We start from the raw sequence: 21,837 nt of genomic DNA on the forward strand, positions 1-21,837 counted from the left end.
ACGGCCGGCCTGACCGCCGTACGGTCCGGTGATTGGTAGCGTCGGACGGCGTGACGACCTCCCGACCCGGCCCGACCTCCGACGAGCCGTGGCGCCGGCCCGAAACCGGCGACGAGGCCGCCTCCGGCGATCCGATCCAGCACCGACCGGGTGGCGGGCCGGAGCGCTATGTCGGCCCGCCACCGACGGTCGCTCCGCCGGCCGGCTGGCGACCCCCGGTACACCTTCAGGCCACACCGCCCCGGCAACTGCCGCCGCAGGACATGATCAGCCTGGACGCGCAGGAGCAGCGGGCGCAGCGGGTCACCTGGGGGGTGGGTGCGGTCGCCGGGGTGATCCTCGTCGCGCTGGTCTGCCTGCTCTGCACCCGGGCGCTGTTCTGAGCCCGGCCACCCGGCCGGCTACTCGAAGGTGTTGCCCCAGACCATCTCGGCGCCGGAGTGACCGGTGAGCCAGACGTAGATCAGCGCGGCCACCCCGAGTCCCAGCACCAGCACCGACAACACCGGGGTAGTCCAGCCGGGCAGCTTCGGCAGCCGGTCGTACCGGCCGGTCGCCACCAGCAGCAGCACCACCGTCACCGCCAGGGCCAGGGTGAGCCAGAACAGCACGTCGCCGTACTCGGCATGTTCTCTGATCTTGTCCAGGATCTCGCCGGAGAAGCCGCGAGCGATCTGTCGTTGCTCCAACGCCTCCCCGGACTGCACGCTGACCCACGCGGTGATCGGGGCGACCACCGCCAGAGCCAGCACCGCCCAGTCCAGGCGGGCCCGGAACCGGGGCAGTGCGACGTACGCGAGGGCCAGCAACACCAGCAACGGTACGAAGACCACGACCGCGTGCACCACCAGCACGTGCAGGGGCAGACCCAGCGCCTTCTCGAACATCGACACCTCCGGCTAGATGATCGTGGCTGTCAGCGTACGGCGCGTCGAGGAGCTCGCCCATCGCCCTGCTGGTTCACACGCCGCAGGGGTCTGCGGGGTTCAAGGGTCCATCGACTGATCCACTTCTGGTGGCATCTAGCGCCTGGTTGTCGCACCGGGCGTAGCGTGTTGTCATTGACCCATGCCAACGGGTGAGGAGCTGCTCCGGTCGAAGGGCCTGCGGGTCACCCGGCCCCGCCTCGCCGTGCTCGACGTGCTGGCCGACGGCGGCCACCTGGAGGTCGAGGAGATCACCCGCCGGGTACGGGACCGCCTGGACTCGGTCTCCACCCAGGCGGTCTACGACGTGCTGGGGGCCCTCTCCCGCGCCGGCCTGTCCCGCCGGATCGAACCGGCCGGCAGCCCGGCCCGGTACGAGGCCCGGGTGGGCGACAACCATCACCACGTGGTGTGCCGGGGCTGCGGCGAGATCGCGGACATCGACTGTGCGGTCGGCGAGGCCCCCTGTCTCGACTCCGGCACCTCCCACGGCTTCCAGGTCGACGAGGCCGAGGTCACCTTCTGGGGGCTCTGCCCCGCCTGTCAGAGCCTCCGTCACATCGACCGCTGACCCGGGCGCCCTGGCCCGGGCGCGGGGCCGTGGCAGGCTTGGGTGATGGAATCCGCCGACATCGGGCTGTTCGGCCCCGAGTCCGTCTCGTGGAAGTTGCACGCCGAGCCGATTCTGTTCGTGGCCGGTCTGCGCTCGCTCTACCTTCAGGCGCTGCACCCTCGGGCGATGGCCGGGGTGGCGCAGAACAGCAACTACCGCCGGGACGCCTGGGGACGCCTGATCCGCACCGCCAACTACGTCGGCACCACCCTCTACGGCACCACCGCAGAGGCGGAGGAGGCCGGCCTACGGCTGCGTCGGCGGCACGCCCGGATGACCGCGGTCGACCCGGCCACCGGCGAGCGGTTCCGGATCGACGAGCCGGACCTGCTGCGCTGGGTGCATGTCACCGAGGTGGAATCGTTCCTGGACACCGGCCGCCGGGCCGGTGTGCCGCTGACCGACGCCGAGGTGGACGCCTACTACACCGAGCAGCGCCGGGTGGCCGCCCTGGTGGGGCTGGACCCGCAGACCGTACCCGGCACCGCCGCCGAGGTGGCCGAGTACTACCGGCAGGTCCGTCCGGAACTGCGGCTGACCCGGGAGGCCGCGGAGACCGCGCTGTTCCTGACCGCCCCGCCGTTGCCGTGGAAACTCAGCCTGCCGGCCCGGATCGGGCTCAACCTGGGCCCGCCGAGGTGGGCCTACCTGGGGGTCGCCGCCACCGCGTTCGCCCTGCTGCCCGCCTGGGCCCGACGGCTCTACGGCGGGCTGGGCCTGCCGACCACCGCTCTCTCGGCCGACGTTTCCGTACGCGCGCTGCGGCTGGCTCTCACCGCCCTTCCCCGGGACTGGCGGGAAGGTCCGATGCGACGCGCCGCCGAGGAGCGGGTCGGCCGCCTGACCAGCGCCCCCACCGGCTGACCCTCAAAGAGCGAGGGGTCAGTCCTGCTCGGCAGGCGGCAGGGCGGGACGGTCGACGGCGGCCCACGGCTCCTTGCCGGGCAGGTTGGCCCCGGCCGGGCAGGTGCGGCGGAAGTCGCACCAGGCGCAGCGCGGGCCCGGGGTGGTGGGGAAGGCGTCGTCCGGGTCGCCGCCCTCGGTGACCGCCCGCTCGGCGGCCATGATGTCCCGGGCGGTCTCCTCGGCCCGGGTCACCTGCCGGGCCAGCGACTCGACGGTGTGTTCGTGGGCCGCGACCGTGCCGCTGGGCAGATGGTGCAGCTCGACCCGCCGGCAGGGTCGGCGGAAGACCCGCTCGGCGGCGTACGCGTAGAGGGCCAGCGCCTGCGAGCCCCGGGCGTCGTCGGCATCCAGTCCGGCCCGGCCGGTCTTGTAGTCGACGATCACCAACTCCGGACCATCGGCCCCGGCCCGGCCGTCGATCCGGTCGGCGCGGCCGTTGAAGGCCAGCACCCCGGTCTTGACCGCCACCACCCGCTCCACACCGACCGGCTCGTCGGCCGGATCCAGCCCGTCGACGTACGCCTCCAGCCAGCCCAGGGCCCGCCGGTAGATCTCGCGTTCCTGCTCCTCGTCGCGGTATCCGTCCCGCACCCAGGTGCCCTTGAGCAGGGTGGGCAGCACCTCGGGGCGACGCCGGTCGACCGGCAGGGCGTACCAGTTCTTCAGGGCGGTGTGCACGCTGGCGCCGAGGGAGTTGTGCGCCCACGGCGGGCCCTTGGGCGGGGCGGGCCGGTCGACGTAGGAGTAGCGGTAACGGCGGGGACAGTCCGCGTACGCACCGAGCTTGCTGGGGGTGCAGACGAACAGCCGCTCCGGCATGCCGTCGAAGCCGAGCTGCTCCGGCTGTGGGTCGCGCGGCCGGGGCGCGCGACCACCGGCGGCGGGTCGTCCGGTCGGGGAGGTTCGTCGCACGTCTGCGATCCTGCCATCCACCCCCGACACTGCGCGCGACCGGTCAGCGGGTGGCGGTGAAGTCGGTCACGAAGGCGAAGATCGCATCCGCTATGAGCTGCACGGCGATCGCGGCCAGCAGCAGGCCGGCGATGCGGGTGAGCACCTCGATGCCGCCGGGTCGCAACACCTTGACGATGCCACCGGAGAAGCGCAGCACGATCCAGACGGTCAACATCACCGCGACGATCGCGGCGGCGATGGCCAGGTAGTCCGCCGTCACATCGGCCTGCTGAACGAAGAGCATCGTCGCCACGATCGCACCGGGACCGGCCAACAGCGGCGTCCCCAACGGCACCAGGGCGATGTTCGAGGTGGCCTGCTTGGTCGGATCGTCGGCCTTGCCGGTCAGCAGCTCCAGGGCGACCAGCACCAGCAGCAACCCGCCGGCCGCCTGCAACGCCGGAAGATCGACATGCAGGTACGCGAGCAGGGTCTGCCCCGCGACCGCGAAGACCACGATCACACCGAGCGCGAGGGCGACCGCCTGCCAGGCGGCCCGGTTACGCTCGCGCGCCGCCAGCGGGCCGGTCAGGGCGAGGAAGATCGGCATCATGCCCGGCGGGTCGACGATGACCAGCAGGGTCACGAAGACCTCGCCGAATAGCTTGAGATCCACTTGGTCACCGTAGCGGTGCGGTCCGCCCGCAGGTCAGCCTGATACGACCTCGATCACACCCGAGGAGGCGGCCACGAGCTGTTCGTACACTTCCGGGGCGGTGGTGAAGGCACCCAGTCGGACCGTCTTGTGGGTGCCGTGGAAGTCCGATGATCCGGTCACCAGCAGTCCCAGGTCGGCGGCGAGGCCCCGCACATGCGCCCGCTCGGCCGGCGAGTGGTCCTCGTGATCGGCTTCCAGGCCGACCAGTCCGGCCACCGCCAGCTCGGCGATCAGTTCGTCCGGCACGATCCGGCCACGCCGGGTGGCCCGCGGGTGGGCGAAGACCGGCACACCTCCGGCCGCCCGGATCAGCTCCACCGCCCGGAAGACGTCGATGTCCTCCTTGGGCACCCGGTAGCGCTCTCCCAGCCAGTCCGGGCCGAACGCCTCGCTGGTGTCGGCGACCAGACCGGCCCGGATCAGCGCCTGCGCGATGTGTGGCCGGCCGACGGTTCCGCCACCCGCCCCGGCCAGGATCTCCGGCCAGCTGACGTCGATGCCGTCGGCTCCTAGCAGCGCCACGATGCGCTCGCCCCGCTCCAGCCGGGCGGCCCGCACCCGGGCCAGTTCGGCCACCAGCTCGGGGGCCTCCGGATCGAACAGGTACGCCAACAGGTGCAGCGGCAGCGACGGCGTGACGCCGCTCCAGCAGCAGGACAGCTCCGCGCCTCGGACCAGGCGCAGCCCGGTCGGCAGGGCCCGCACCGCCGGTTCCCATCCGGCCGTGGTGTCGTGGTCGGTGATGGCCACGACGTCGAGCCCGGCCTCGGCGGCGGCGCGGACCAGTTGGGGTGCGGTGAGGGTGCCGTCGCTGGCGGTGGAGTGGGTATGCAGATCGATCCGGGGGATCATCGCCCGAGGCTACCGGTCTCCCCCGGAGCCGCTGACGACCACGGGTGGCTGATCGGCGGGGAGGGCGGTGAGCTCGACACGGCTCGGGGAACCACCGGTGACCGCCCGGTCGATGTCCACCCGGGTCAGGCCGCCGACGGTCTCGGCGTGGTAGTAGGCGGTCCCCGGCGAACTCCACGCCACCGCACCGCTGATCGCCGGACCGGCGACGACCGGCCCGGCGGCCTTGTCCAGCGCGGTCAGGTCGACCAGCAGGGCCTTGTCGCCGTCCTTGGAACGCCCGTTCGCCAACAGCCAACGCCCGTCCGGCGACACCGAGCCCGAACCGTCTCCGCCCAGGCGGGGGCCGCAGCCCGGGCGGGCCGGGGCCAGGTCGCGGGCCGGATCCAGCAGGGTCAGGCAGGTCGCCTTCGAGGCCCCGGTGACGACCTCACCGACCACCCGACCGTCCGGCAACGCACCGAAGACGCGGTGTGTCGACTGGTCGGTGCCCGGATGGAAGGCCCCGGAATGCAGGCGCCACAGGGTGTGCCCGGGGCGGTCCGGCGCCAGCCGGACCAGCACGGCGTCGCCGACGAAGCGGATCGGCGACGCCTTGGCCGGCACCTTGGCGCGGGAGATGGAGGTCAGCGCGCCGTTGACCACCCGCGCGCTGGCCAGCACCTCGCCCTGCTTCCAGGCGATGTGGTGGCCATGGGCATCCAGGACGATCTCGTCGGCGCCGGCGAGCAGCACCTGCACGGTGCCGGCGGGTGACACCTCCCAGAGGAAACGACCGGCCGTCACCGGCGCGCTGACGGCCAGCCAGCCACGACCGTCGGAGAGGCGGTGGGCCCGCTCGATCCGGCCGGCACCGACGACCGTCACCCGACCGCCCTGGGCGGTGGCGATGGTCTGACCCAACACGAGATCGACCCCGGCGAGCGGGGTGCCGGTGTCCGGACGGGGTGGCGCGACGGTCGACGTCCAGGTCACGCCGCTCGGGTGGTCCCCCTCACCGATCGCTATGGTGCTGCCGTTGCGGGGCGGTTCCTGGCCGAACTGAAACGCTCCGGCAGTGACCGCGATGATCGCCGTGGCGGCCAGACTTATCCCGGTCACGGTGCGACGACGCCGAATCCGGTTCGCCCGCCGGATCACCACGTCCGCCGGATCCCGGATCAGCCTGTGCGGCGTCCCGGCCTGCCGGGACAACACCTCCCGGACGGCCCGTTCGAGTCCGTCCTGCTCCACCTTCACTTGACGACTCGGAGTCCCGCTCGGGTTGTCGTGACCTTCGGAAACGGCGTTCACCCTCGGTCTCCCACCAGGGTCCCGTCGGGCTGGGCAACGGCGGTCGACGGCTGCGCGGGGCGGCTGTCCCCGGTCGGCTGCGCTGCGACGGACTCATCGGGCCGGTCCTGGCCGGCGGCGACCGCCGGGCTGGGCTGACCGGACGATGTCGAGACACCGGCCGGGGTCGGCTGTCCGGTACGGGCGGCGGCACGGGCCCGCCCACCCCGGCGGGTCGGCGGCCGGTCGGCGTCAGCCGCCGCCTCGGGCAGCACGAAGGTGGTGTCCGCACCGATACTGCGGCGCAGGGTGTTCAGGGCACGCGAGGTCTGGCTCTTGACCGTGCCCGTCGAGATGTTGAGCAGGGCGGCCGTCTGGGCCTCGGACAGATCCTCGTAGAAGCGCAGCACCAGTACGGCACGCTGCCGGGCGGGCAGAGCCCGCAGATGCCGCCAGAGGGCGTCCCGGTTCAGTTGCTGCTCGATCTCGTCGGCGGCGGGCCGTTCGGGAAGTACTTCGGTGGGGCGCTCGCCGTGCCAGCGACGCCGCCACCAACTCGTCGAGGTGTTGACCATCACCCGCCGGGCGTACGGCTCGATGGCCTCGATGCCACCGAGTCGTTTCCAGGCCAGATAGGTCTTGGTCAGGGCGGTCTGTAGCAGGTCCTCGGCGGTGCCCCAGTCCCCGGTCAGCAGGTACGCGGTCCGCAGCAGGGCGCTGGAGCGGGCCGTGACGAAGTCACGAAACTCTTCCTCCAACGGATCACTGCGGGCCACTCGCCACCTCCGTACCGGGCTCTGCGGGCAGCCTGCCACGGCTGGGCAAGCAGGTCGAGGTCGGCACCGGGATGCGGTTTCGGCCTGCGATCAGCAGGCCTCAGGCGCCGTCGTCGGCCTTGGCCTCGTCCTGCTCCTTGCCCAACCGCGCCTCGACCGCCTGCGGCTCGTACATCTCCTCGACCACACGCAGATAGAGCTCGTTGGGGTTGGGCAGGTTCTTGACCTCGCGCAGCGCCTGCTCCTGACCAGCCGACTCCAGGACGAAGGTGCCGTAGTTGAGGGCGCGACCCGCCGGCGACTGCTCGTACTTCATGTCGGTCACCCGGGTCAGGGGCATCATGGCGACCTTGCGGGTGATGATGCCGTTGACCACCATGACCCGTTTGTTGGTCAGGATGAACCGGTCGTACCACCAGTCGGCGACCTTCCAGGCCACCCAACCCATCACCGCGAACCAGAGCAGTACGGCGATCGTGGTGAGGGCCCCCACGTCCTGTCCGGCGAGGAAGCCGGAGAGGTAGCCGAGCACGAAGGTCGCGGCGACCCCGACGATGATCGGCGTACCGAGGTGGATCCAGTGCCGCTTCCACTCGCCCCGGTAGCGCTCGGTGGGGAACAGGTAGCGGGCGACCAGGGAACTGGGCTCGTCCTCCAGGGGCAGCACCCGGCGCGGGGTCATGCCACTGGCGTCGGCGCGCAGCCCTGCCAGCTCATCCTCGGAGATCTGTGGGGGCTGGTAACCCGCCTCGGGGTCCCGCACCCAGGCCCGTCCCGACCTGTCGTCGTCGACGTATTCGGGCCCGGGACCGTATCCGGCATCGTCGGAGAAGACGGGACTGTCCGCGGGGTACGGATCCGGACGTGAGCCGGGGCCGCGCCCCGGATCGTCGTCGGGGTCGATCCGGGGAATCGGCTCGGTGTCCTGCTCCCGACGGGCCCGATCGGGATCGTCAGGGTCGAAGGGCGGGCCGGAGGGGCTTCCCATCGGTGGCTAAGCGACCAGGCTGGTGAAGAAGTCGCCGAACCCCTGGGCGATGTCCATGATGCCGCCACCTAGCGACTTGAACACATCCGCCGCAGAATTTGGCCGGTAGGCGACAAAGAAGATCAAGAATGCGATTCCGGCCCAGGTGAGGACCTTCTTGACCATGGCGGGCCATCCTCTCGCGCGGCGCCGGGTCCCATTACCGCAGCGGCACCCAGAGTATCAGCGTGGTGTCTTACCGTGAATATCTGCGTCCGTTCTCCGACACTCCGGGGGGCTTGTCAAGCCTTCCCGTGCAGGTAGGGGGACGGTGCGCCGTACACGAGCTCGGATGGCATCCATTCGACCAGGTCGTGTAGGACCACGTCCTCGGCGAGCAGATGCCCCGCGCTCGCCGGCCAGGCTATCGCATACAGCCACAATCCCCGAGCTTCGCCGGCGTACGCGCTTCGATCCGTTAGCGAATTGATGAGCCAAAGTGGAGTGGGACGGCCCGCCACCCTGATCCCGGCCCGCCCGACATGACCGGGATGCCCAGGGCCCGGCTCGGTCAGGGCTTCGGCGAGTTCCGGGCCCGCGTCCGGACCTGGCACCCCGGCGTACCGGGCCCCCAGCCCCACCCCCGGCTCCTCGGCCACGAACACCAGGTCGGCCGGCCCACCGCCGAGGGGTTCCGGCCCGGCGCAGGCGACCGCGGTGGCCCGTACCCCCAGCCGGTCGTCACCGGCCCACGCCACGCCGGTGGTGGTCCACCCGGGCGGCAACGGCCAGGGGCACCACAGCGGCACCGCGGGTTGCGCGGTGGCCTGGATCCGGTCGACCACACTCGCCACGATCTCCGCACCGATGTGCTCGGGTACGTGCAGCGGAGCGACCGGGCCGCAGTCGGGGCAGCGCGACTCCGCGTGCATCAGGTCCGGCGGCCGCACCGACCCGCCGCATCTCGGACAACTCACCGCAACAGCCACACCTCCACCGTCACCCGCCCGACGCCGGTCGTCAAGCGGAGCGACGGCATTGCGGCGCGCCGCCGCGCCCCGATCAGTCCGGAGGTGGGCCGGCGTAGGCGCGGATCCAGGCGTGCATGGCTATCCCACTGGCCACTCCCGCGTTGATGGAGCGGGTCGAGCCGTACTGGGCGATGGAGAAGAGTTGGTCGCAGGCGGCACGGGCCGCCTCCGACAAGCCCGGACCCTCCTGACCGAACAGCAGCACACACCGTCGGGGCAGGGTGGTGCTCTCCAACGGACGGGAGCCGGGCAGGTTGTCGATCCCGACCAGCGGCAGGCCGTGTTCCCCTGCCCAGGCGACGAACTCGTCGATCGTCTCGTGGTGGCGTACGTGCTGGTAGCGATCGGTCACCATGGCCCCCCGCCGGTTCCACCGGCGACGACCCACGATGTGCACCTCGGCGGCCAGGAAGGCGTTCGCGTTACGCACCACCGTGCCGATGTTCATGTCGTGCTGCCAGTTCTCGATGGCCACGTGGAAGTCGTGTCGCCGCCGGTCCAGATCGGCGACCACGGCCTCGCGTCGCCAGTAGCGGTAGCGGTCGACCACGTTGCGCCGGTCGCCCTCGGCGAGCAACTGCGGGTCGTACCGAGGGTCGTCCGGCGGATCCCCACGCCAGGGGCCCACTCCGACCTCGAAATGCTCATCGGTCACGGTCAGGCAGGGTACGCGCCGAGGAGGTGGGCACCGCCGAGGTGCTGAGGTCAGCCGAGGGCGAGAGCGGCACCGAGGCGGTCGAGCAGGCGGCGGTCGGCCGGGGCCGAGCCCTCCTCCGGCCGCGTCTGCGACCCGGCGCGGCACACCCGGGCCGCCACCGACTGCACCCACTGCCGGTAGGCCGCGGAGTCGGCCGGGTCGGCCCGCCGATCGAGCACCCGGATCACCGCCCGACAGGCCGCCAGCACCTCCACCAGGTCGGCCGGAGGGCGCGCCGGCGGGGTGACCCCGTCGTGGCGTGAGTAGATGGTGGCCACCACCGCCCGAACCAGGTCGCTGTCGAAGGCACGCCCGGCCGCGATCGCCTCCAGACCGGCCAGGCCGGCCGCCACCCCCGGGTCGGGCCGATCGGGACCGGGCCGGGCGGCGAGCACGATCACCCGGGCGGGCAGGTCGGTGATCAGGGCCCATTCCGTCGCGGAGTAGCCCGCGGCGCAGGCGGGCAGGGTGCGGGGGTCAGCCTCGGGCGATCCGCCGGAGGCGGGTCGCCTCAGCATCGCGGGGTGCCGTCGTGGGCCACCGGCGCGCTGAGTCGATCACCTGCTCGCTGACGCTCGCTCATGGCGCGGACCTCCGGCGTCAGCATATGCGCCGCGCCGCCGGTAGGGGCTGGTATGTGGCGAATCCCAGCAGGGGACCCGGGCCGCAGAACGGGGCCGGACGCAATGAGCGGCGGGGCCCTCCCCGGCACCCGCCGCCCACGCTTTGATGGCTTCAGATTCTGCCGTACGGCAGTCCGACTGCACAGAGACAGAGGTCACATTTATATTTTTGTGACATTACTCTGCGTAGCGCAACCTCCCCCGCGAGGCGATCTCCGCAGGTCCCATCGGCGCCCGTCAACACCAAAGTTACTTACAGGTAGCACGATTCGAGCCCGTCCTAATTGGAAACGCTCCCATCACCCGCCGTCACGCAAATGCGACATGCATTTGCGATCAGCCAGTGCCCGTCTTCACTTAAGTTGCTCGATGTTTCCATGTGACGCGGGGTGCCGTCCCAGCCGGTTTCGGCGATACTCCGACGGGAATGCGACGGGGTGGCACAGAGTTCCACCCGACGTAGCTGTTCCGCGTGATCGGAGAGATTCAGATGGCAACCGTCGACCTGACCACCGCCAACTTCGACCAGGTGACCGAGAGCGACGGCATCGTTCTGGTCGACTTCTGGGCCGACTGGTGTGGCCCCTGCAAACGGTTCGCTCCGGTCTACGAGCGATCGTCCGAAAAGCACTCCGACATCACCTTCGGCAAGGTCGACACCGAGGCCCAGCAGGAGATCGCGGCCAAGTTCGACATCCGCTCCATTCCGACGATCATGGCCATCCGCGATGGGGTGATCGTGTTCGCGCAGCCGGGCGCGCTGCCGGAGTCGGCGCTGGAGAACCTGATCGAGCAGGTCCGGGCGCTGGACATGGAGGACGTACGCAAGAAGCTCGCCGAGCAGAACTCCTGACGACCCGACGGCGCCGGGCGGGGTCGGACCGACCCCGCCGGCGTTGCTGCTTGCGGGCACAGTCGTACGTGTGTTCGAATGTCTTCCATGCGCTGGGAGAACCTCACCGCTCCCCCGGTCGAGGGAATCCCCGGACGGGCAGCGTCAGCGACTCCACCCCTGCCGCTGGCGCTGCCCGGCGCGGTCGTCCGCACCTTCGACACCCCCGGTTTCGCCGGGATGACCTTCTACGAGGTGCAGGCCAAGTCGATCCTGAACAAGGTCTCGGGGGCTTCCGGGATCCCCTTCGAGTGGACGGTGAACCCGTACCGGGGGTGCAGCCACGCCTGCCTGTACTGCTTCGCCCGGAAGACCCACACCTACCTCGACTTCGACGCCGGAGCGGATTTCGACCGGCAGGTGGTCGTCAAGGTCAACGCGGGTGAGCTGTTGCGCCGCGAGTTGGCCGCACCCCGATGGCGAGGCGCACATGTGGGCATGGGCAGCAATGTCGACTGCTACCAGCGGGCCGAGGGGCGATACCGCCTCATGCCGCCGATCATCGAAGCGCTGCGCGACTTCGCCAACCCCTTCTCGATCCTGACCAAGGGCACCCTGATCCTGCGCGACCTGCCCCTGCTGCGGCAGGCGGCCGAAGTCACCCGGGTAGGGGTGTCCTTCTCGGTGGGCTTCATCGACGAGCAGCTGTGGCGCACGGTCGAGCCGGGCGCCCCCAGCCCACGGCGACGACTCGACGCCATCCGCCAGTTCACCGACGCCGGCTTCGAGGTCGGCGTCCTGATGGCGCCGATCCTGCCCGGCCTCAGCGACGACGACGAGTCCATCGAGACCACGGTCGCGGCGATCGCCGCCGCCGGGGCGACCAGAGTGCTCCCGTTGCCCCTGCACCTGCGCCCCGGCTCTCGCGAGTGGTACGCCCAATGGCTAGCTCGGGAGCATCCCCACCTGGTCCCCCGCTATCGGGAGCTGTACCGCTCCGGCGCCTACGCGCCGCAGTCCTACCAGCGGGAACTGACCGCCCGGGTACGCATCGCCGCCCGGCGGCACGGCCTGCACCGACCCGATACCGGCGACCACCGCGGGGCCACCGCCGCGCCGGCCCCCGCACCCGAGCAGCTGAGCCTGCTGTAGCGACCGCCGCCACACAGGCCTGCGCACCCCGGGCGGCCGGTGGGACTACAGTCGGCAGATGCGCCCACCCAGCCAGATTCTCGCCGAATCAGCCGTGATCGCCGTCGTCGGTGCCTCCCGTGACCCGGACAAGCCGGCCCACAGCGTGCCGGCGGCGATCCAGCAGCAGGGCTGGCGGATCATCCCGGTCAACCCCACCGCGGACGAGTTGTTCGGGGAGCCGGTGTACCGCTCTCTGGCCGACATTCCGCACCCGGTCGACCTGGTGAACGTGTTCCGGCCGGCGGAGGAGGCCGCGGAGGTGGTCCGGCAGGCAGTGGCGATCGGCGCCCCGGCGGTGTGGCTGCAGCTGGACATCGTCTCTCCGCAGGCCCGCCAGATCGCAGAGCAGGCCGGGATCGACTACGTCGAGAACCGCTGCATCGCCGTCGAGCGGGCGGTGGCGGGCCTGACCCGGCTGGGCTGACCCCTCTCGGGCTGCCCTCCGGACAGCAGAACAAGGGCCGGTGCGGGCAGTCCACCGAACCGCTGTGAAACACCTCCGGTGCAGGTAGCGTCCCGAACTGGGGGCGTCATCCGACAGCCACCGGCACCGTGTCGGCGGACGGAGGAGATCAGCGTGAGCCAACCGCCCGAGCCGGACCAACCGCAGTCACCGTACGAGCCGCCGCCGTCGCCGTACGAGCAGCCGTCGCCGTACGAGCAGCCGTCGCCGTACGGGCCGCCGGGCGAGACCGGGCAGCCACCGTACGGCCAGCCGGGCGAGCCGCAGCCGGGTCAACCGGCCTACGGGCAGCCCGCGTACGAACAGCCGGGGCAGCCGCCGCACGGCCAGCAGTGGGGGCAACAACCGCCGTACACCCCGCAGGTGCCCTACGGGCAGTACGGCCCGCCCTCCCCACCGGGCGGTGGCGGCACCAACGTGCTCGCCGTCCTGTCGCTGGTCTTCGCGTTCGTCTTCGCCCCCGCCGGCATCGTGCTGGGGCATCTGGCCCGGCGGCAGCTGCGCACCAGCGGCGAGCAGGGCGACCAGCTGGCCAACTGGGGCCTGATCCTCAGCTACATCTTCACCGGCCTGTACCTGGTGGCCTGCTGCGGCTGGCTGGCCCTGGCGCTCTGGGCCGGTTCGGACAGTCAGTACACCTGAGACGGCTCAGCGGAACTCGGCCTCCCGGACACTGTTGCCGCCGTCCACCACCAGCATCTGCCCGGTGATGTACGAGGCCGCCGGCGAGCAGAGGAAGGTGATCGCGGCGGCCACCTCGTCCGGCGTACCGGGGCGTCCCACCGGGGTACCCAGGCCCTGCTTGATCTCGGCCATGGTGGAGGCTGCGGTGTGGATGGTGCCAGGTGCCACCGCGTTGACGGTCACCCCGTCGGCGATCATCTCCATCGCCAGGGCCCGGGTCAGCCCCACCACACCGGCCTTGGCCGCCGCGTACGCCGCCTCGGTGGGCAGGGCGTTCACCGGCCCGGCGGTCGCCGCCAGGTTCACGATCCGCCCCCACCCCCGTTCGGCCATCCCGCCGATGAAGGCCCGGCTGCACAGGAAGGCCGTGCTGAGGTTCCGGTCGATCTCGCCCCGCCATTCGTCGTAGCTGAGCTGGGCCACCGGGCGCAGCACCTCCGGGGAGGCCCGGCTGGCCAGCCCCGCGTTGTTGACCAGAACCTCCACATCGCCGAGCTGCTCGGTGACGGCGTCGGCCAGCGCCCCGACCTCCGACTCGTCGGTGAGGTCGGCGACGAATCCGGTGACCCCTAGTTCGCCGGCCCGATCGTGGATGCGTCGGGTGGTGGAGACGATCGCCACCCGTGCCCCCAGGTCGGTCAGCCGCCGGGCGGTGGCGTACCCGATCCCGTCCGCGCTACCGGCCCCGGTCACCAGGGCCACCTTGCCGTCCAACCGCATGGTCACCGGCTCGGGTAACACGGCCGGCGAATCCTGCTCCTCCGCCCCGGCCGCCGCGGTGGCGCGGGTCCGTCGGACCGCACCTGGCCGACTGTTGTCCCGTCGCGGCCTGCTGCCGAACCGGTCCGCCGCTCGTGCGTCAATCCCCATGCCGCGATCCTGCCCTGCGTCACCGCCTCGGGCAACGCGGCACCCGGGACGGTGTCGGTGCACCCTGGTCGGCAGTGGCTACGCTGACGTCCCGATATCCCGATGGAAGTGAGCCGATGACACAGCCCACGTCCGGCGGCTGGCCCGATCCCTCGACCGGCCAGCCCTCCAGTCCGCCGGTCGATCCCACCCTGCCCGCGAGTGCGCCACCGTACGTGCCCGCCCAGCCCACCGGGTACGACCCGTACCAACCCGCCGACCCGTACGGCGGCATGAAGGCCGACCTGGGCACGCCGGCTCCCGCGCCGTACCCGCCTGCCGGTTACGGCGGGCAGCCGGGATACGGGTATCCGCAGCAGGGATACGGCTATCCGCCCCCGCAACCGACGAACTCGATGGCCATCGTCGCGCTGGTGCTCGCCCTGCTCGGGATCGGCACGTGCATCACCGCACCGATCGGCGCGATCATGGGACATGTCGCCATGCGGCAGATCCGGGAGAGCGGCGAGGGCGGCGAGGGCATGGCGAAGGCCGCCATCATCGTCGGCTGGATCCTCACCGGTCTGATGGTGCTGACGATCGCTGCCTACGCTGTCCTGATCGCCTTCGCGATCTCCAGCAATCCCGCGAGCTACTGACCGGAGTGGGCCCGTCGCGCGGCACGGTCGAGGCGGGCTCCCAGCCGGGTTGTCACGGTAGTCTCCTCCGGTGACCGGGGTGAATGGACCTGCGGAGAAGCCCACCGGCCGTCGGCTGGTGGTGGTCACCGGAGCCAGTTCCGGCATCGGACTGGCCGCCGCGGTCGACCTGGCCCGCCGAGGTGACCAGGTGGTGCTGGTCGGTCGAGACCCCTTCCGGTTGCGCGCCGCCGCCGAGGAGGTACGCGAGTGCTCAGGTGAACGTCCGTCGGTGTTCCGCGCGAACTTCGCCGTGCTCGACGACGTCCGGCAGTTGGCCGAGCAACTGCGGGTCGCGTACGACCGGATCGATGTGCTGGCCAACAACGCCGGGGCGATCGTGCTGGCCCCGGCCACCACGGTCGACGGTTTCGAACTGTCCATCCAGGCCAACCACCTGGCCCCCTTTCTGCTCAGCAACCTGCTGGCCGACCGGGTCCGCCGGATGGTGGTGACCGCCTCCGGGGCCCATCGCAGCGGGGTACTGGATCCGGACGATCTCAACGCCCCACTGCGCCGTTACCGCCCGATGACCGCGTACGGCACCAGCAAGCAGGCGAACATCCTGTTCACCGCGGAGGCGGCCCGGCGATGGCCGGCGGTCGACTCGTACTGCTTCCATCCCGGGGTGGTGCGGACCCGGTTCGGCAACGAGAGCCGGCTGGTGGCCGTGGGGATGCGCCTGCTGCCGCTGCGCAGTCCGGTCAAGGGTGCCCGGACCCTGGTGTGGCTGACCCACCAGGACCGGTCGCGGCTGCGCGAGGGCGGGTACTACTTCGACTGTCGGCCTCGGCGGCCGCTGCGCAAGGCGGCCGACCCGCAGTTGGCCGCCCGGCTCTGGACGGCCAGCGCGGTCGCGGTCGGTCTGCCTGAGCGCTGATCCACGCCGGCCATGCCCTGCTGTGCGCCCGATTTGTGATCGACGGGGTCGCGGGGCTGGTGGGGCGTTGGGATACTCTGCCGGTGACGACCACGGGGGACGCAAGCCTTGAGGTGCTCGACAAGGACGACGAACTGACCGAACGGTTGGACGCGGAGCTGACCGCGTACAACCGGCGGGCGACCGGAGCCGACGACGAGGCGGAGTTGTCCGTCCGGGTCACCGGGGCCGACGGCGAACTGGTGGCCGGGCTGACCGGGTGGACCTGGGGCGGCTGCGCCGGGATCAACATGGTGTGGGTCCGGGAGGACCGCCGGGGCCAGGGCTGGGGCGGCCGGTTGCTGGCGGCGGCCGAACAGGAGGCCCGACGGCGGGGCTGCACCCAGATCTCGGTCGCCTCGTTCTCCTTCCAGGCCCCGGACTTCTACCGACGCCACGGTTATCTGGACACCGGGCATCGGGAGGGCATCCCGGGCGGACATGTCGATCACCAGTTCTTCAAGTCGCTGGTCACCGAATCCGCCGCCGCGGTACGCCTGGTCGCCCTGGTGGAGCTGGCGGCCACCGGGGTCGAGGCCGGGCAGCGGTACGAGGATCAGGTGCTCGCCCTGCTGGCCCGGCACGGCGGCCGGATGGAGCGGCGGTTGCGCACCGGCGACGGGCGTACCGAGGTGCACCTCATCCGGTTCGACACCCGGGCCGGCTACTCGGCCTTCCTGGCCGACCCGCAGCGGCTGGCGCTGCGGGCCGAGCTGGGTGACGCCGCGCCGGAGACCCGGGTCCTGGAGGTCCAGGAGGTCTGAGACGGCCCTCAGTCCCGCACCGGTGCGGCGTCCGCCGGCACGGCGGTGCTCACCCGGGTCGCCCGGCGGGCGGTACGGGCACTGGTCAGCACCACCACGGCCACCCCGGCCAGCAGCAGCGCCAGGCCGGGCAGGGTCACCGGGTCGGGCAGTTGACCCAGCCAGGCCCAGCCGATCAGGGCCGCGCCGGGCGCCTCCAGCAGGATCAGCACGCTGATCGTGGTGGCCGAGACCCGCCGCAGGGCGTAGCTGAACATCGAGTGCCCCAGCAGTTGGGCACCGGCGACCAGGGCCAGCACCGCCACCCAGGTCCCGGTGTCGAAGCCGCCCAGCGGCACCCCGGCCACCAGGCAGACCACCAGCAGGATCAGGGCGCACACCCCGTAGCAGATCGTGGTGTAGGTGGCGGTGCTGACGGTGACCCGGGCCCGCTCGCCCAGGGCCGTGTAGATCGCCGCGAACAGACCCCCGACCACCGCCAGCAGATCACCGGTGAAGGCTTCGGCGGAGACCGTGAAATCGGCGCCGGTGGCCAACACGGCACCGACAACGGCCACCCCGATACCGGCCCACACCCCGGCTGGGAGTCGGCGGCCCTGGGCCCGGGCGATCAGCCCCTGCCAGACCGGCTGGGTGGCCACCAGGGCGGTCGCCGCCGCCACCGAGGTGAGCTTCGCGCTCGGCATCCAGGTGGCGAAGTGCGCCGCCAGCGCCACCCCGGACAACACACAGAACATGCCCTCCCGCCGCCCGGCCCCGGTGACCAACGACCGGAACTCGGCCCGCCGCCGGATCACCGCGAAGGGACTGAGCACCCCTACCGCGATCATGTTGCGCCAGAACGCGACGGCCAGGGCGGGCGCGGCGGCGAAGGCGATCAGCGGGGCGGACGAGGACACCGCGACGACGGCCAGGGCCAGCGCGCCGGTGGTGAGCAGGTCACGGGGTGGACGATGCGGTTCGAGGGGCACGAGGGGTAATCCTCACACGCCGACTTTCGGCACGATCTGTCAGCGTTCGGTTACGATCATGCGCGTCCCGTCGGGACCCCTCCCTTGCGCCGGAGGCGCCTTCACATGCCCAGGTTTCAGGCGGTGCTGTTCGACTTCTTCGGCACTCTGACCCGTCCGGTTCAGCGTGGCAGCGGCCACCGTGCCACCGCCGAGTTGCTCGGCTGCCCACCCGAGGACTTCGTCGAGGTGCTCGACCGCAGCTTCTACGAGCGCGCCTGCGGTCGCTTCGGCAACGCCGAAGCCACCCTGCGGTGGGTCTGCGAGCAGGCCGGGGTACGCCCCTCGGAGGAGGCCCTGCGGGCGGCGGTGGCCTGCCGGCAGCGGGCGATTCGCGCCGACACCCGGCTACGGGTCGACGCAGTGTCGACCCTGCGAGCCCTGCGGGACCGGGGGATGCGTACCGGGGTGATCAGCGACTGCACCCACGAACTGCCCCTGTTCCTGCCGGAACTGGCCGTAGCTCCCCTGCTGGACGTGCGGATCTTCTCCATCCAGGTGGGACGCTGCAAGCCGGACCCGGCGCTCTACCTGGCCGCCTGCGCTCGCCTGGGGCTGCCGCCGAGGGACTGCCTCTATGTGGGTGACGGTGGCAGCCAGGAGTTGACCGGGGCCCAGCAGGCCGGGCTGACCGCCGTCCGGCTGGCCGCCCCCGATCTGGTCGACCATCTGGTGTTCGGCGTCGACAGCGGCTGGGTGGGCCCGGCCCTGCTCACCCTCGGTGAGGTGGTCGGACTGATCGACAGCACCCCGGTGACCGTGCACGTCGCCGGTCAGTGACCGCGTACCCGGTGCAGTCGGAAGGGCTTGCGGACCTCCCGTACCGCCGGGGTGGGTCGGGGTGGCTCGGCCAGCGATTCGGCCGGCAACCGCCCGCCGTGCACCGCCTCCCCGGCCGGCGTCAGCCGCACCAGGGCGCAGTCGTCGGCCGCCCAGCGGGCCACCAGGTCGGCCGTGGGACCGGGGGCGTTGAGCCGTTTCGCGCCCACCAGGGGAGCCAGGGTGTCCCACTCCTCCGTCCCGGGCCGCACCCGGGACACCTGGGCCGTCCAGGTGATGATCCGGCCGCCATGGTCACCGCGGAGGGTCACCTGCGCCTGGTCAGCCTCGGCCAATCCCGGTGCGGTCTGCTCTCCGGGACCACTGACCACCAACAGGGCACCCTGATATGACACGCACCACAACGCCAGTGCCGGGCCGTCGGCCACCGCCACCCAGGCCACCGAGGCCTTCTTCGTAGCTTCCTCGACCAGCGGGGTGTTGTGCGTCTCGGTCACCACGGCATCCTCTCCCACCAGGCCCCTCCCTCGTCGACGGGTCAGCCGACGAAGGGCGGGATCAGGATCTCTCCCCGGGCCACCGCCATCACCTGGCCGGCCACGGTGGCGCCCAGCACCGTACCCCCGGCGGCGGTGACCGTGCAGGCCAAGGAGGAGGGCCTACCCATCTCCACCCCCTGCCGGACGGTGTACGACGAGCGCCCCTCCCCCGGCAGCAGGCCGCTGGCGACCAACCACACCCCCAACCCCAGGGCCGCCGAACCGGTCGCCGGATCCTCCGGCACCCCCAGGCCGGGCACGAAGACCCGGGCGTACGCGGTTTGCGAGGCCGCCTCCCAGGAGAAGACGCTGACATGCTCGATTCCGTACCGTCGTGCCGCGGCCGAGTCGACCTGGGCCCGGGCCAGCGCGTCGGGGTGCACCGGCAGGAAGGGGAACTCCAGACCGCAGCCGGCCACCCGGGGCGCCGGTCCGACATGGTCGCCGGCGCTCAGACCGGCCATCTCCAGCAGCGGCTCGGGATCCAGTTCCGGCCCGAGGGTGGGCATCCCGCCGGTGAGGGTCGCAGCCCCCGGGGTCACCTCGATGGGCAGCACACCGGCACCGCACTCCTGGGTGACCTGTCCGGGCGCGAACATTCCCCGCCGGCTGGCGGTGACCGCCGCCCCCACGCTGGGGTGGCCGGCGAACGGCAGTTCCTCCACCGGGGTGAAGATCCGGGCCCGGTAGGTGACGCCGACCTGGGTGGCGGGCAGCACGAAGACGGTCTCCGACAGGTTGAACTCCCGGGCCAGCGCCTGCATCTGCTCGGTGGCCAGCCCTTCGGCGCCGAACACCACCGCGAGCGGGTTTCCCGCGTACGGCCGATCGGTGAACACGTCCACGATCTCGTAAGCCAAGGTCGACATGTTGATAAACCCTAGGCGCTTAGGCTGGTGCGCGTGAGCACGCCGACCCGGGTTTACCTCGCCCGCCTCTCCGGAGTCGCCGTCTTCGACCCCAACGGTGACCAGGTGGGTCGGGTCCGTGACGCGGTGGCACGGTTGCGGTCGGGCCAGCGACCCCCTGAGGTGGTGGGGCTGGTCGCCGAGATGCCGATGCGCCGGCGCATCTTCCTGTCCATCAACCGGATCACCTCCATCGACGCCGACGCGGTCGTGCTGGGCAGCGGAATGCTCAACCTGCGTCGGTTCGAGAAGCGCCCCAACGAGTTGCTGGTGCTCCAGGAACTGCTGGACCGCCGGGTGCAGGTCCAACCCGACGGCCGGGCGGGGACGGTGGTCGACGTGGCGATGGAGTGCAGCCGGGGCGGCGAGTGGTCGCTGGCCCGGGTGGCCGTACGGGAGCAGACCGGCCGGCTGGCCCGCCGGGGCAACCTGCACCAGGTCGAGTGGGACAACGTACGCGGGCTCAGTGGGGTCGCCGACGCCCGGGGCACGGCCAACCTGCTGGCCGTGCTGGAGGACATGCGCCCGGCCGACCTGGCCAACGCGTTGCAGGACCTGCCCGACAGTCGGCGCAACGAGGTCGCGGCGGCCCTGGACGACGAGCGGCTGGCCGACGTGCTCAGCGAACTGCCCGAGCACGACCAGGTCGAGATCCTGGCCGCGCTGGACCGTGAACGGGCCGCCGACATCCTGGAGGAGATGGACCCGGACGACGCCGCCGACCTGCTCGGTGAGCTGTCCCCGCCGGAGCAGGACGTGCTGCTGGACCTGATGGAACCCAACGAGGCCGACCCGGTCCGGCAGTTGCTGAAGTACACCCCGGGCACGGCCGGCAGCGTGATGACCTCCGAACCGGTCATCCTGCCGCCGGACGCCACGGTAGCGGAGGCCCTGGCCCGGATCCGGGAGCCGCAACTGTCCCCGGCGGTCGCCGCGCAGGTGTTCGTGACCCGGGCGCCGATGACCACCCCGACCGGCCGTTACCTGGGCATGGCGCATTTCCAGCGGCTGTTGCGTGAGCCCCCCGCCGACCTGCTCGGCGGGGTGCTGGTCAACGACATCGACCCGTTGCGCCCGACCACCCCGCTGCCGGAGATCACCCGCCGGATGGCCACCTACGATCTGGTGGCCATGCCGGTGATCGACCGGAACAACCGGCTGGTGGGGGCGGTCACCGTGGACGACGTACTGGACCATTCGCTGCCCCGGGACTGGCGGGACCGCAGCGCGGTCATGAGCACCAACCCCGACCCGGTGACGGAGGGCAGGGATGTCTGAACAGCGCCGAGCGGAGCGGCTGGACCTGCCCCGGGAGCCCCGCGGGCTGAAGCTGCCCCGAGTGGATCAGGAGACCTTCGGCCGCTGGGCCGAGGGCATCGCCCGTGGCATGGGTACGGCGAACTTCATCGTCTACATGACGTTGGTCATCGGCGCCTGGTTCGCCTGGAACACCCTGACCCCGGCGGACCTGCGCTTCGACCCGTACACCTTCACCTTCCTGACCCTGGTGCTGTCGATCCAGGCCTCCTACGCGGCTCCGCTGATCCTGCTGGCCCAGAACCGGCAGGCCGACCGCGACCGGGTGGCATCGGACGAGGACCGCCGCCGGGCGACGATGCAGAAGGCCGACACGGAGTACCTGGCCCGGGAGATCGCGGCGCTGCGGATCGCGCTGGGGGAGGTGGCGACGCGGGACTTCCTCCGCTCGGAGCTGGCCCGGATGGCCGAGGAGTTGGACGAGGCCGCCCAGCGCCGGCAGCGGCTGGAGCGCCGCCAGCGGGAGGGTGCGACCGCCCGCAGCGGTGGTGATGGTCTCGACGAGCCGCGCGACGAGCTGGACGGTGACCATCCCAGGGAGGGGCGGCGGGACTCCGACACCCCGCACCGGAGGGAAACCTGATCGAGTCGCTCACAACCGCCCC

Annotated in this window: 28 protein-coding genes; 13 read left to right on the forward strand and 15 right to left on the reverse strand. The window is 71.6% G+C overall.

The window, feature by feature from the left end; genetic code table 11:
* Positions 1-50 precede the first annotated feature (50 nt).
* Positions 51-383, forward strand: coding sequence for a hypothetical protein (locus ACLQ2T_RS08960; RefSeq protein ID WP_425765515.1), 333 nt, complete (start codon positions 51-53; stop codon positions 381-383).
* An 18-nt stretch (positions 384-401) separates the two neighbouring features.
* Here ACLQ2T_RS08960 and ACLQ2T_RS08965 read toward each other — a convergent pair whose 3' ends face one another.
* Positions 402-887, reverse strand: coding sequence for a DUF2231 domain-containing protein (locus tag ACLQ2T_RS08965; protein ID WP_425765598.1), 486 nt, complete (start codon positions 885-887; stop codon positions 402-404).
* Between the two features lie 181 nt (positions 888-1,068).
* Between ACLQ2T_RS08965 and ACLQ2T_RS08970 the strand changes: the two genes are divergently transcribed.
* Both ACLQ2T_RS08970 and ACLQ2T_RS08975 read left to right on the forward strand, forming a co-directional pair.
* Positions 1,069-1,497, forward strand: coding sequence for a Fur family transcriptional regulator (locus ACLQ2T_RS08970; RefSeq protein WP_425765516.1), 429 nt, complete (start codon positions 1,069-1,071; stop codon positions 1,495-1,497).
* 45 nt (positions 1,498-1,542) lie between these two features.
* The gene (locus tag ACLQ2T_RS08975; protein ID WP_425765517.1) at positions 1,543-2,403 is read left to right on the forward strand and encodes an oxygenase MpaB family protein; all 861 of its coding nucleotides are present in this window, start codon (positions 1,543-1,545) and stop codon (positions 2,401-2,403) included.
* An 18-nt stretch (positions 2,404-2,421) separates the two neighbouring features.
* On the opposite strand, the gene ACLQ2T_RS08980 is transcribed toward ACLQ2T_RS08975, so the two are convergent.
* The 10 genes from ACLQ2T_RS08980 to ACLQ2T_RS09025 form a co-directional block, all read right to left on the reverse strand.
* Positions 2,422-3,264, reverse strand: coding sequence for a RecB family exonuclease (locus ACLQ2T_RS08980; protein ID WP_425765599.1), 843 nt, complete (start codon positions 3,262-3,264; stop codon positions 2,422-2,424).
* A gap of 136 nt (positions 3,265-3,400) precedes the next feature.
* A complete protein-coding gene (locus ACLQ2T_RS08985) occupies positions 3,401-4,015 on the reverse strand; it encodes a MarC family protein (RefSeq protein WP_425765518.1) in 615 nt (204 codons plus the stop codon).
* Between the two features lie 33 nt (positions 4,016-4,048).
* Entirely contained in the window at positions 4,049-4,909 is an 861-nt protein-coding gene (locus tag ACLQ2T_RS08990) for a PHP domain-containing protein (RefSeq protein WP_425765519.1), read from the reverse strand.
* Positions 4,910-4,918: 9 nt separating this feature from the next.
* Positions 4,919-6,148: a hypothetical protein gene (locus tag ACLQ2T_RS08995; protein WP_425765520.1), complete on the reverse strand. Its 1,230-nt coding sequence runs from the start codon at positions 6,146-6,148 to the stop codon at positions 4,919-4,921.
* Positions 6,149-6,198: 50 nt separating this feature from the next.
* Positions 6,199-6,957, reverse strand: a complete 759-nt coding sequence (locus ACLQ2T_RS09000) for a SigE family RNA polymerase sigma factor (RefSeq protein WP_425765521.1) — start codon at positions 6,955-6,957, stop codon at positions 6,199-6,201.
* 100 nt (positions 6,958-7,057) lie between these two features.
* Positions 7,058-7,945 carry a PH domain-containing protein gene (locus ACLQ2T_RS09005; RefSeq protein ID WP_425765522.1) on the reverse strand — a complete coding sequence of 296 codons (888 nt, stop codon included), beginning with the start codon at positions 7,943-7,945 and terminating at the stop codon, positions 7,058-7,060.
* Between the two features lie 6 nt (positions 7,946-7,951).
* On the reverse strand, positions 7,952-8,110 hold the full coding sequence (locus ACLQ2T_RS09010; protein WP_007455302.1) for a hypothetical protein: 159 nt from the start codon (positions 8,108-8,110) through the stop codon (positions 7,952-7,954).
* A 116-nt stretch (positions 8,111-8,226) separates the two neighbouring features.
* Positions 8,227-8,913 (reverse strand): DUF6758 family protein, encoded by a 687-nt coding sequence (locus ACLQ2T_RS09015; RefSeq protein ID WP_425765523.1) that lies wholly within the window; start codon positions 8,911-8,913, stop codon positions 8,227-8,229.
* A gap of 73 nt (positions 8,914-8,986) precedes the next feature.
* Positions 8,987-9,610, reverse strand: coding sequence for a TrmH family RNA methyltransferase (locus tag ACLQ2T_RS09020; RefSeq protein WP_425765524.1), 624 nt, complete (start codon positions 9,608-9,610; stop codon positions 8,987-8,989).
* Positions 9,611-9,660: 50 nt separating this feature from the next.
* Positions 9,661-10,167, reverse strand: a complete 507-nt coding sequence (locus tag ACLQ2T_RS09025; RefSeq protein ID WP_425765600.1) for a hypothetical protein — start codon at positions 10,165-10,167, stop codon at positions 9,661-9,663.
* A 598-nt stretch (positions 10,168-10,765) separates the two neighbouring features.
* Between ACLQ2T_RS09025 and trxA the strand changes: the two genes are divergently transcribed.
* The 4 genes from trxA (at position 10,766) to ACLQ2T_RS09045 (ending at position 13,406) form a co-directional block, all read left to right on the forward strand.
* On the forward strand, positions 10,766-11,128 hold the full coding sequence (gene trxA, locus ACLQ2T_RS09030; RefSeq protein ID WP_425765525.1) for a thioredoxin: 363 nt from the start codon (positions 10,766-10,768) through the stop codon (positions 11,126-11,128).
* Between the two features lie 87 nt (positions 11,129-11,215).
* Positions 11,216-12,259, forward strand: coding sequence for an Rv2578c family radical SAM protein (locus ACLQ2T_RS09035; protein ID WP_425765601.1), 1,044 nt, complete (start codon positions 11,216-11,218; stop codon positions 12,257-12,259).
* Positions 12,260-12,317: 58 nt separating this feature from the next.
* Positions 12,318-12,725, forward strand: coding sequence for a CoA-binding protein (locus ACLQ2T_RS09040; protein WP_425765526.1), 408 nt, complete (start codon positions 12,318-12,320; stop codon positions 12,723-12,725).
* A gap of 153 nt (positions 12,726-12,878) precedes the next feature.
* Positions 12,879-13,406 (forward strand): DUF4190 domain-containing protein, encoded by a 528-nt coding sequence (locus ACLQ2T_RS09045; protein ID WP_425765527.1) that lies wholly within the window; start codon positions 12,879-12,881, stop codon positions 13,404-13,406.
* A gap of 6 nt (positions 13,407-13,412) precedes the next feature.
* On the opposite strand, the gene ACLQ2T_RS09050 is transcribed toward ACLQ2T_RS09045, so the two are convergent.
* Complete coding sequence (locus ACLQ2T_RS09050; protein ID WP_425765528.1) at positions 13,413-14,318, reverse strand: SDR family NAD(P)-dependent oxidoreductase; 906 nt, start codon at positions 14,316-14,318, stop codon at positions 13,413-13,415.
* Between the two features lie 116 nt (positions 14,319-14,434).
* Here ACLQ2T_RS09050 and ACLQ2T_RS09055 point away from each other — a divergent pair, with 116 nt between their 5' ends.
* The 3 genes from ACLQ2T_RS09055 (at position 14,435) to ACLQ2T_RS09065 (ending at position 16,678) form a co-directional block, all read left to right on the forward strand.
* Positions 14,435-14,956 carry a DUF4190 domain-containing protein gene (locus ACLQ2T_RS09055; protein WP_425765529.1) on the forward strand — a complete coding sequence of 174 codons (522 nt, stop codon included), beginning with the start codon at positions 14,435-14,437 and terminating at the stop codon, positions 14,954-14,956.
* Between the two features lie 70 nt (positions 14,957-15,026).
* Complete coding sequence (locus tag ACLQ2T_RS09060; protein ID WP_425765530.1) at positions 15,027-15,875, forward strand: SDR family NAD(P)-dependent oxidoreductase; 849 nt, start codon at positions 15,027-15,029, stop codon at positions 15,873-15,875.
* A gap of 83 nt (positions 15,876-15,958) precedes the next feature.
* On the forward strand, positions 15,959-16,678 hold the full coding sequence (locus ACLQ2T_RS09065) for a GNAT family N-acetyltransferase (RefSeq protein ID WP_425765531.1): 720 nt from the start codon (positions 15,959-15,961) through the stop codon (positions 16,676-16,678).
* A gap of 8 nt (positions 16,679-16,686) precedes the next feature.
* Here ACLQ2T_RS09065 and ACLQ2T_RS09070 read toward each other — a convergent pair whose 3' ends face one another.
* Entirely contained in the window at positions 16,687-17,649 is a 963-nt protein-coding gene (locus ACLQ2T_RS09070; RefSeq protein WP_425765532.1) for a DMT family transporter, read from the reverse strand.
* Positions 17,650-17,754: 105 nt separating this feature from the next.
* On the opposite strand from ACLQ2T_RS09070, the gene ACLQ2T_RS09075 reads away from it, so the two are divergent.
* Positions 17,755-18,468 (forward strand): HAD family hydrolase, encoded by a 714-nt coding sequence (locus tag ACLQ2T_RS09075; protein WP_425765533.1) that lies wholly within the window; start codon positions 17,755-17,757, stop codon positions 18,466-18,468.
* Here ACLQ2T_RS09075 and ACLQ2T_RS09080 read toward each other — a convergent pair.
* Positions 18,462-18,983 (reverse strand): hypothetical protein, encoded by a 522-nt coding sequence (locus ACLQ2T_RS09080; RefSeq protein WP_425765534.1) that lies wholly within the window; start codon positions 18,981-18,983, stop codon positions 18,462-18,464. The genes ACLQ2T_RS09075 and ACLQ2T_RS09080 overlap by 7 nt on opposite strands.
* A gap of 23 nt (positions 18,984-19,006) precedes the next feature.
* Positions 19,007-19,876 (reverse strand): PhzF family phenazine biosynthesis protein, encoded by an 870-nt coding sequence (locus ACLQ2T_RS09085; protein WP_425765535.1) that lies wholly within the window; start codon positions 19,874-19,876, stop codon positions 19,007-19,009.
* 33 nt (positions 19,877-19,909) lie between these two features.
* On the opposite strand from ACLQ2T_RS09085, the gene ACLQ2T_RS09090 reads away from it, so the two are divergent.
* Positions 19,910-21,193 (forward strand): magnesium transporter MgtE N-terminal domain-containing protein, encoded by a 1,284-nt coding sequence (locus ACLQ2T_RS09090; protein WP_425765536.1) that lies wholly within the window; start codon positions 19,910-19,912, stop codon positions 21,191-21,193.
* Positions 21,186-21,815, forward strand: a complete 630-nt coding sequence (locus tag ACLQ2T_RS09095) for a DUF1003 domain-containing protein (RefSeq protein ID WP_425765537.1) — start codon at positions 21,186-21,188, stop codon at positions 21,813-21,815. The genes ACLQ2T_RS09090 and ACLQ2T_RS09095 overlap by 8 nt, the downstream gene beginning before the upstream one ends.
* Positions 21,816-21,837 lie beyond the last annotated feature (22 nt).

The organism is Micromonospora sp. DT229, from assembly GCF_049844505.1.
Taxonomy (GTDB): domain Bacteria; phylum Actinomycetota; class Actinomycetes; order Mycobacteriales; family Micromonosporaceae; genus Micromonospora.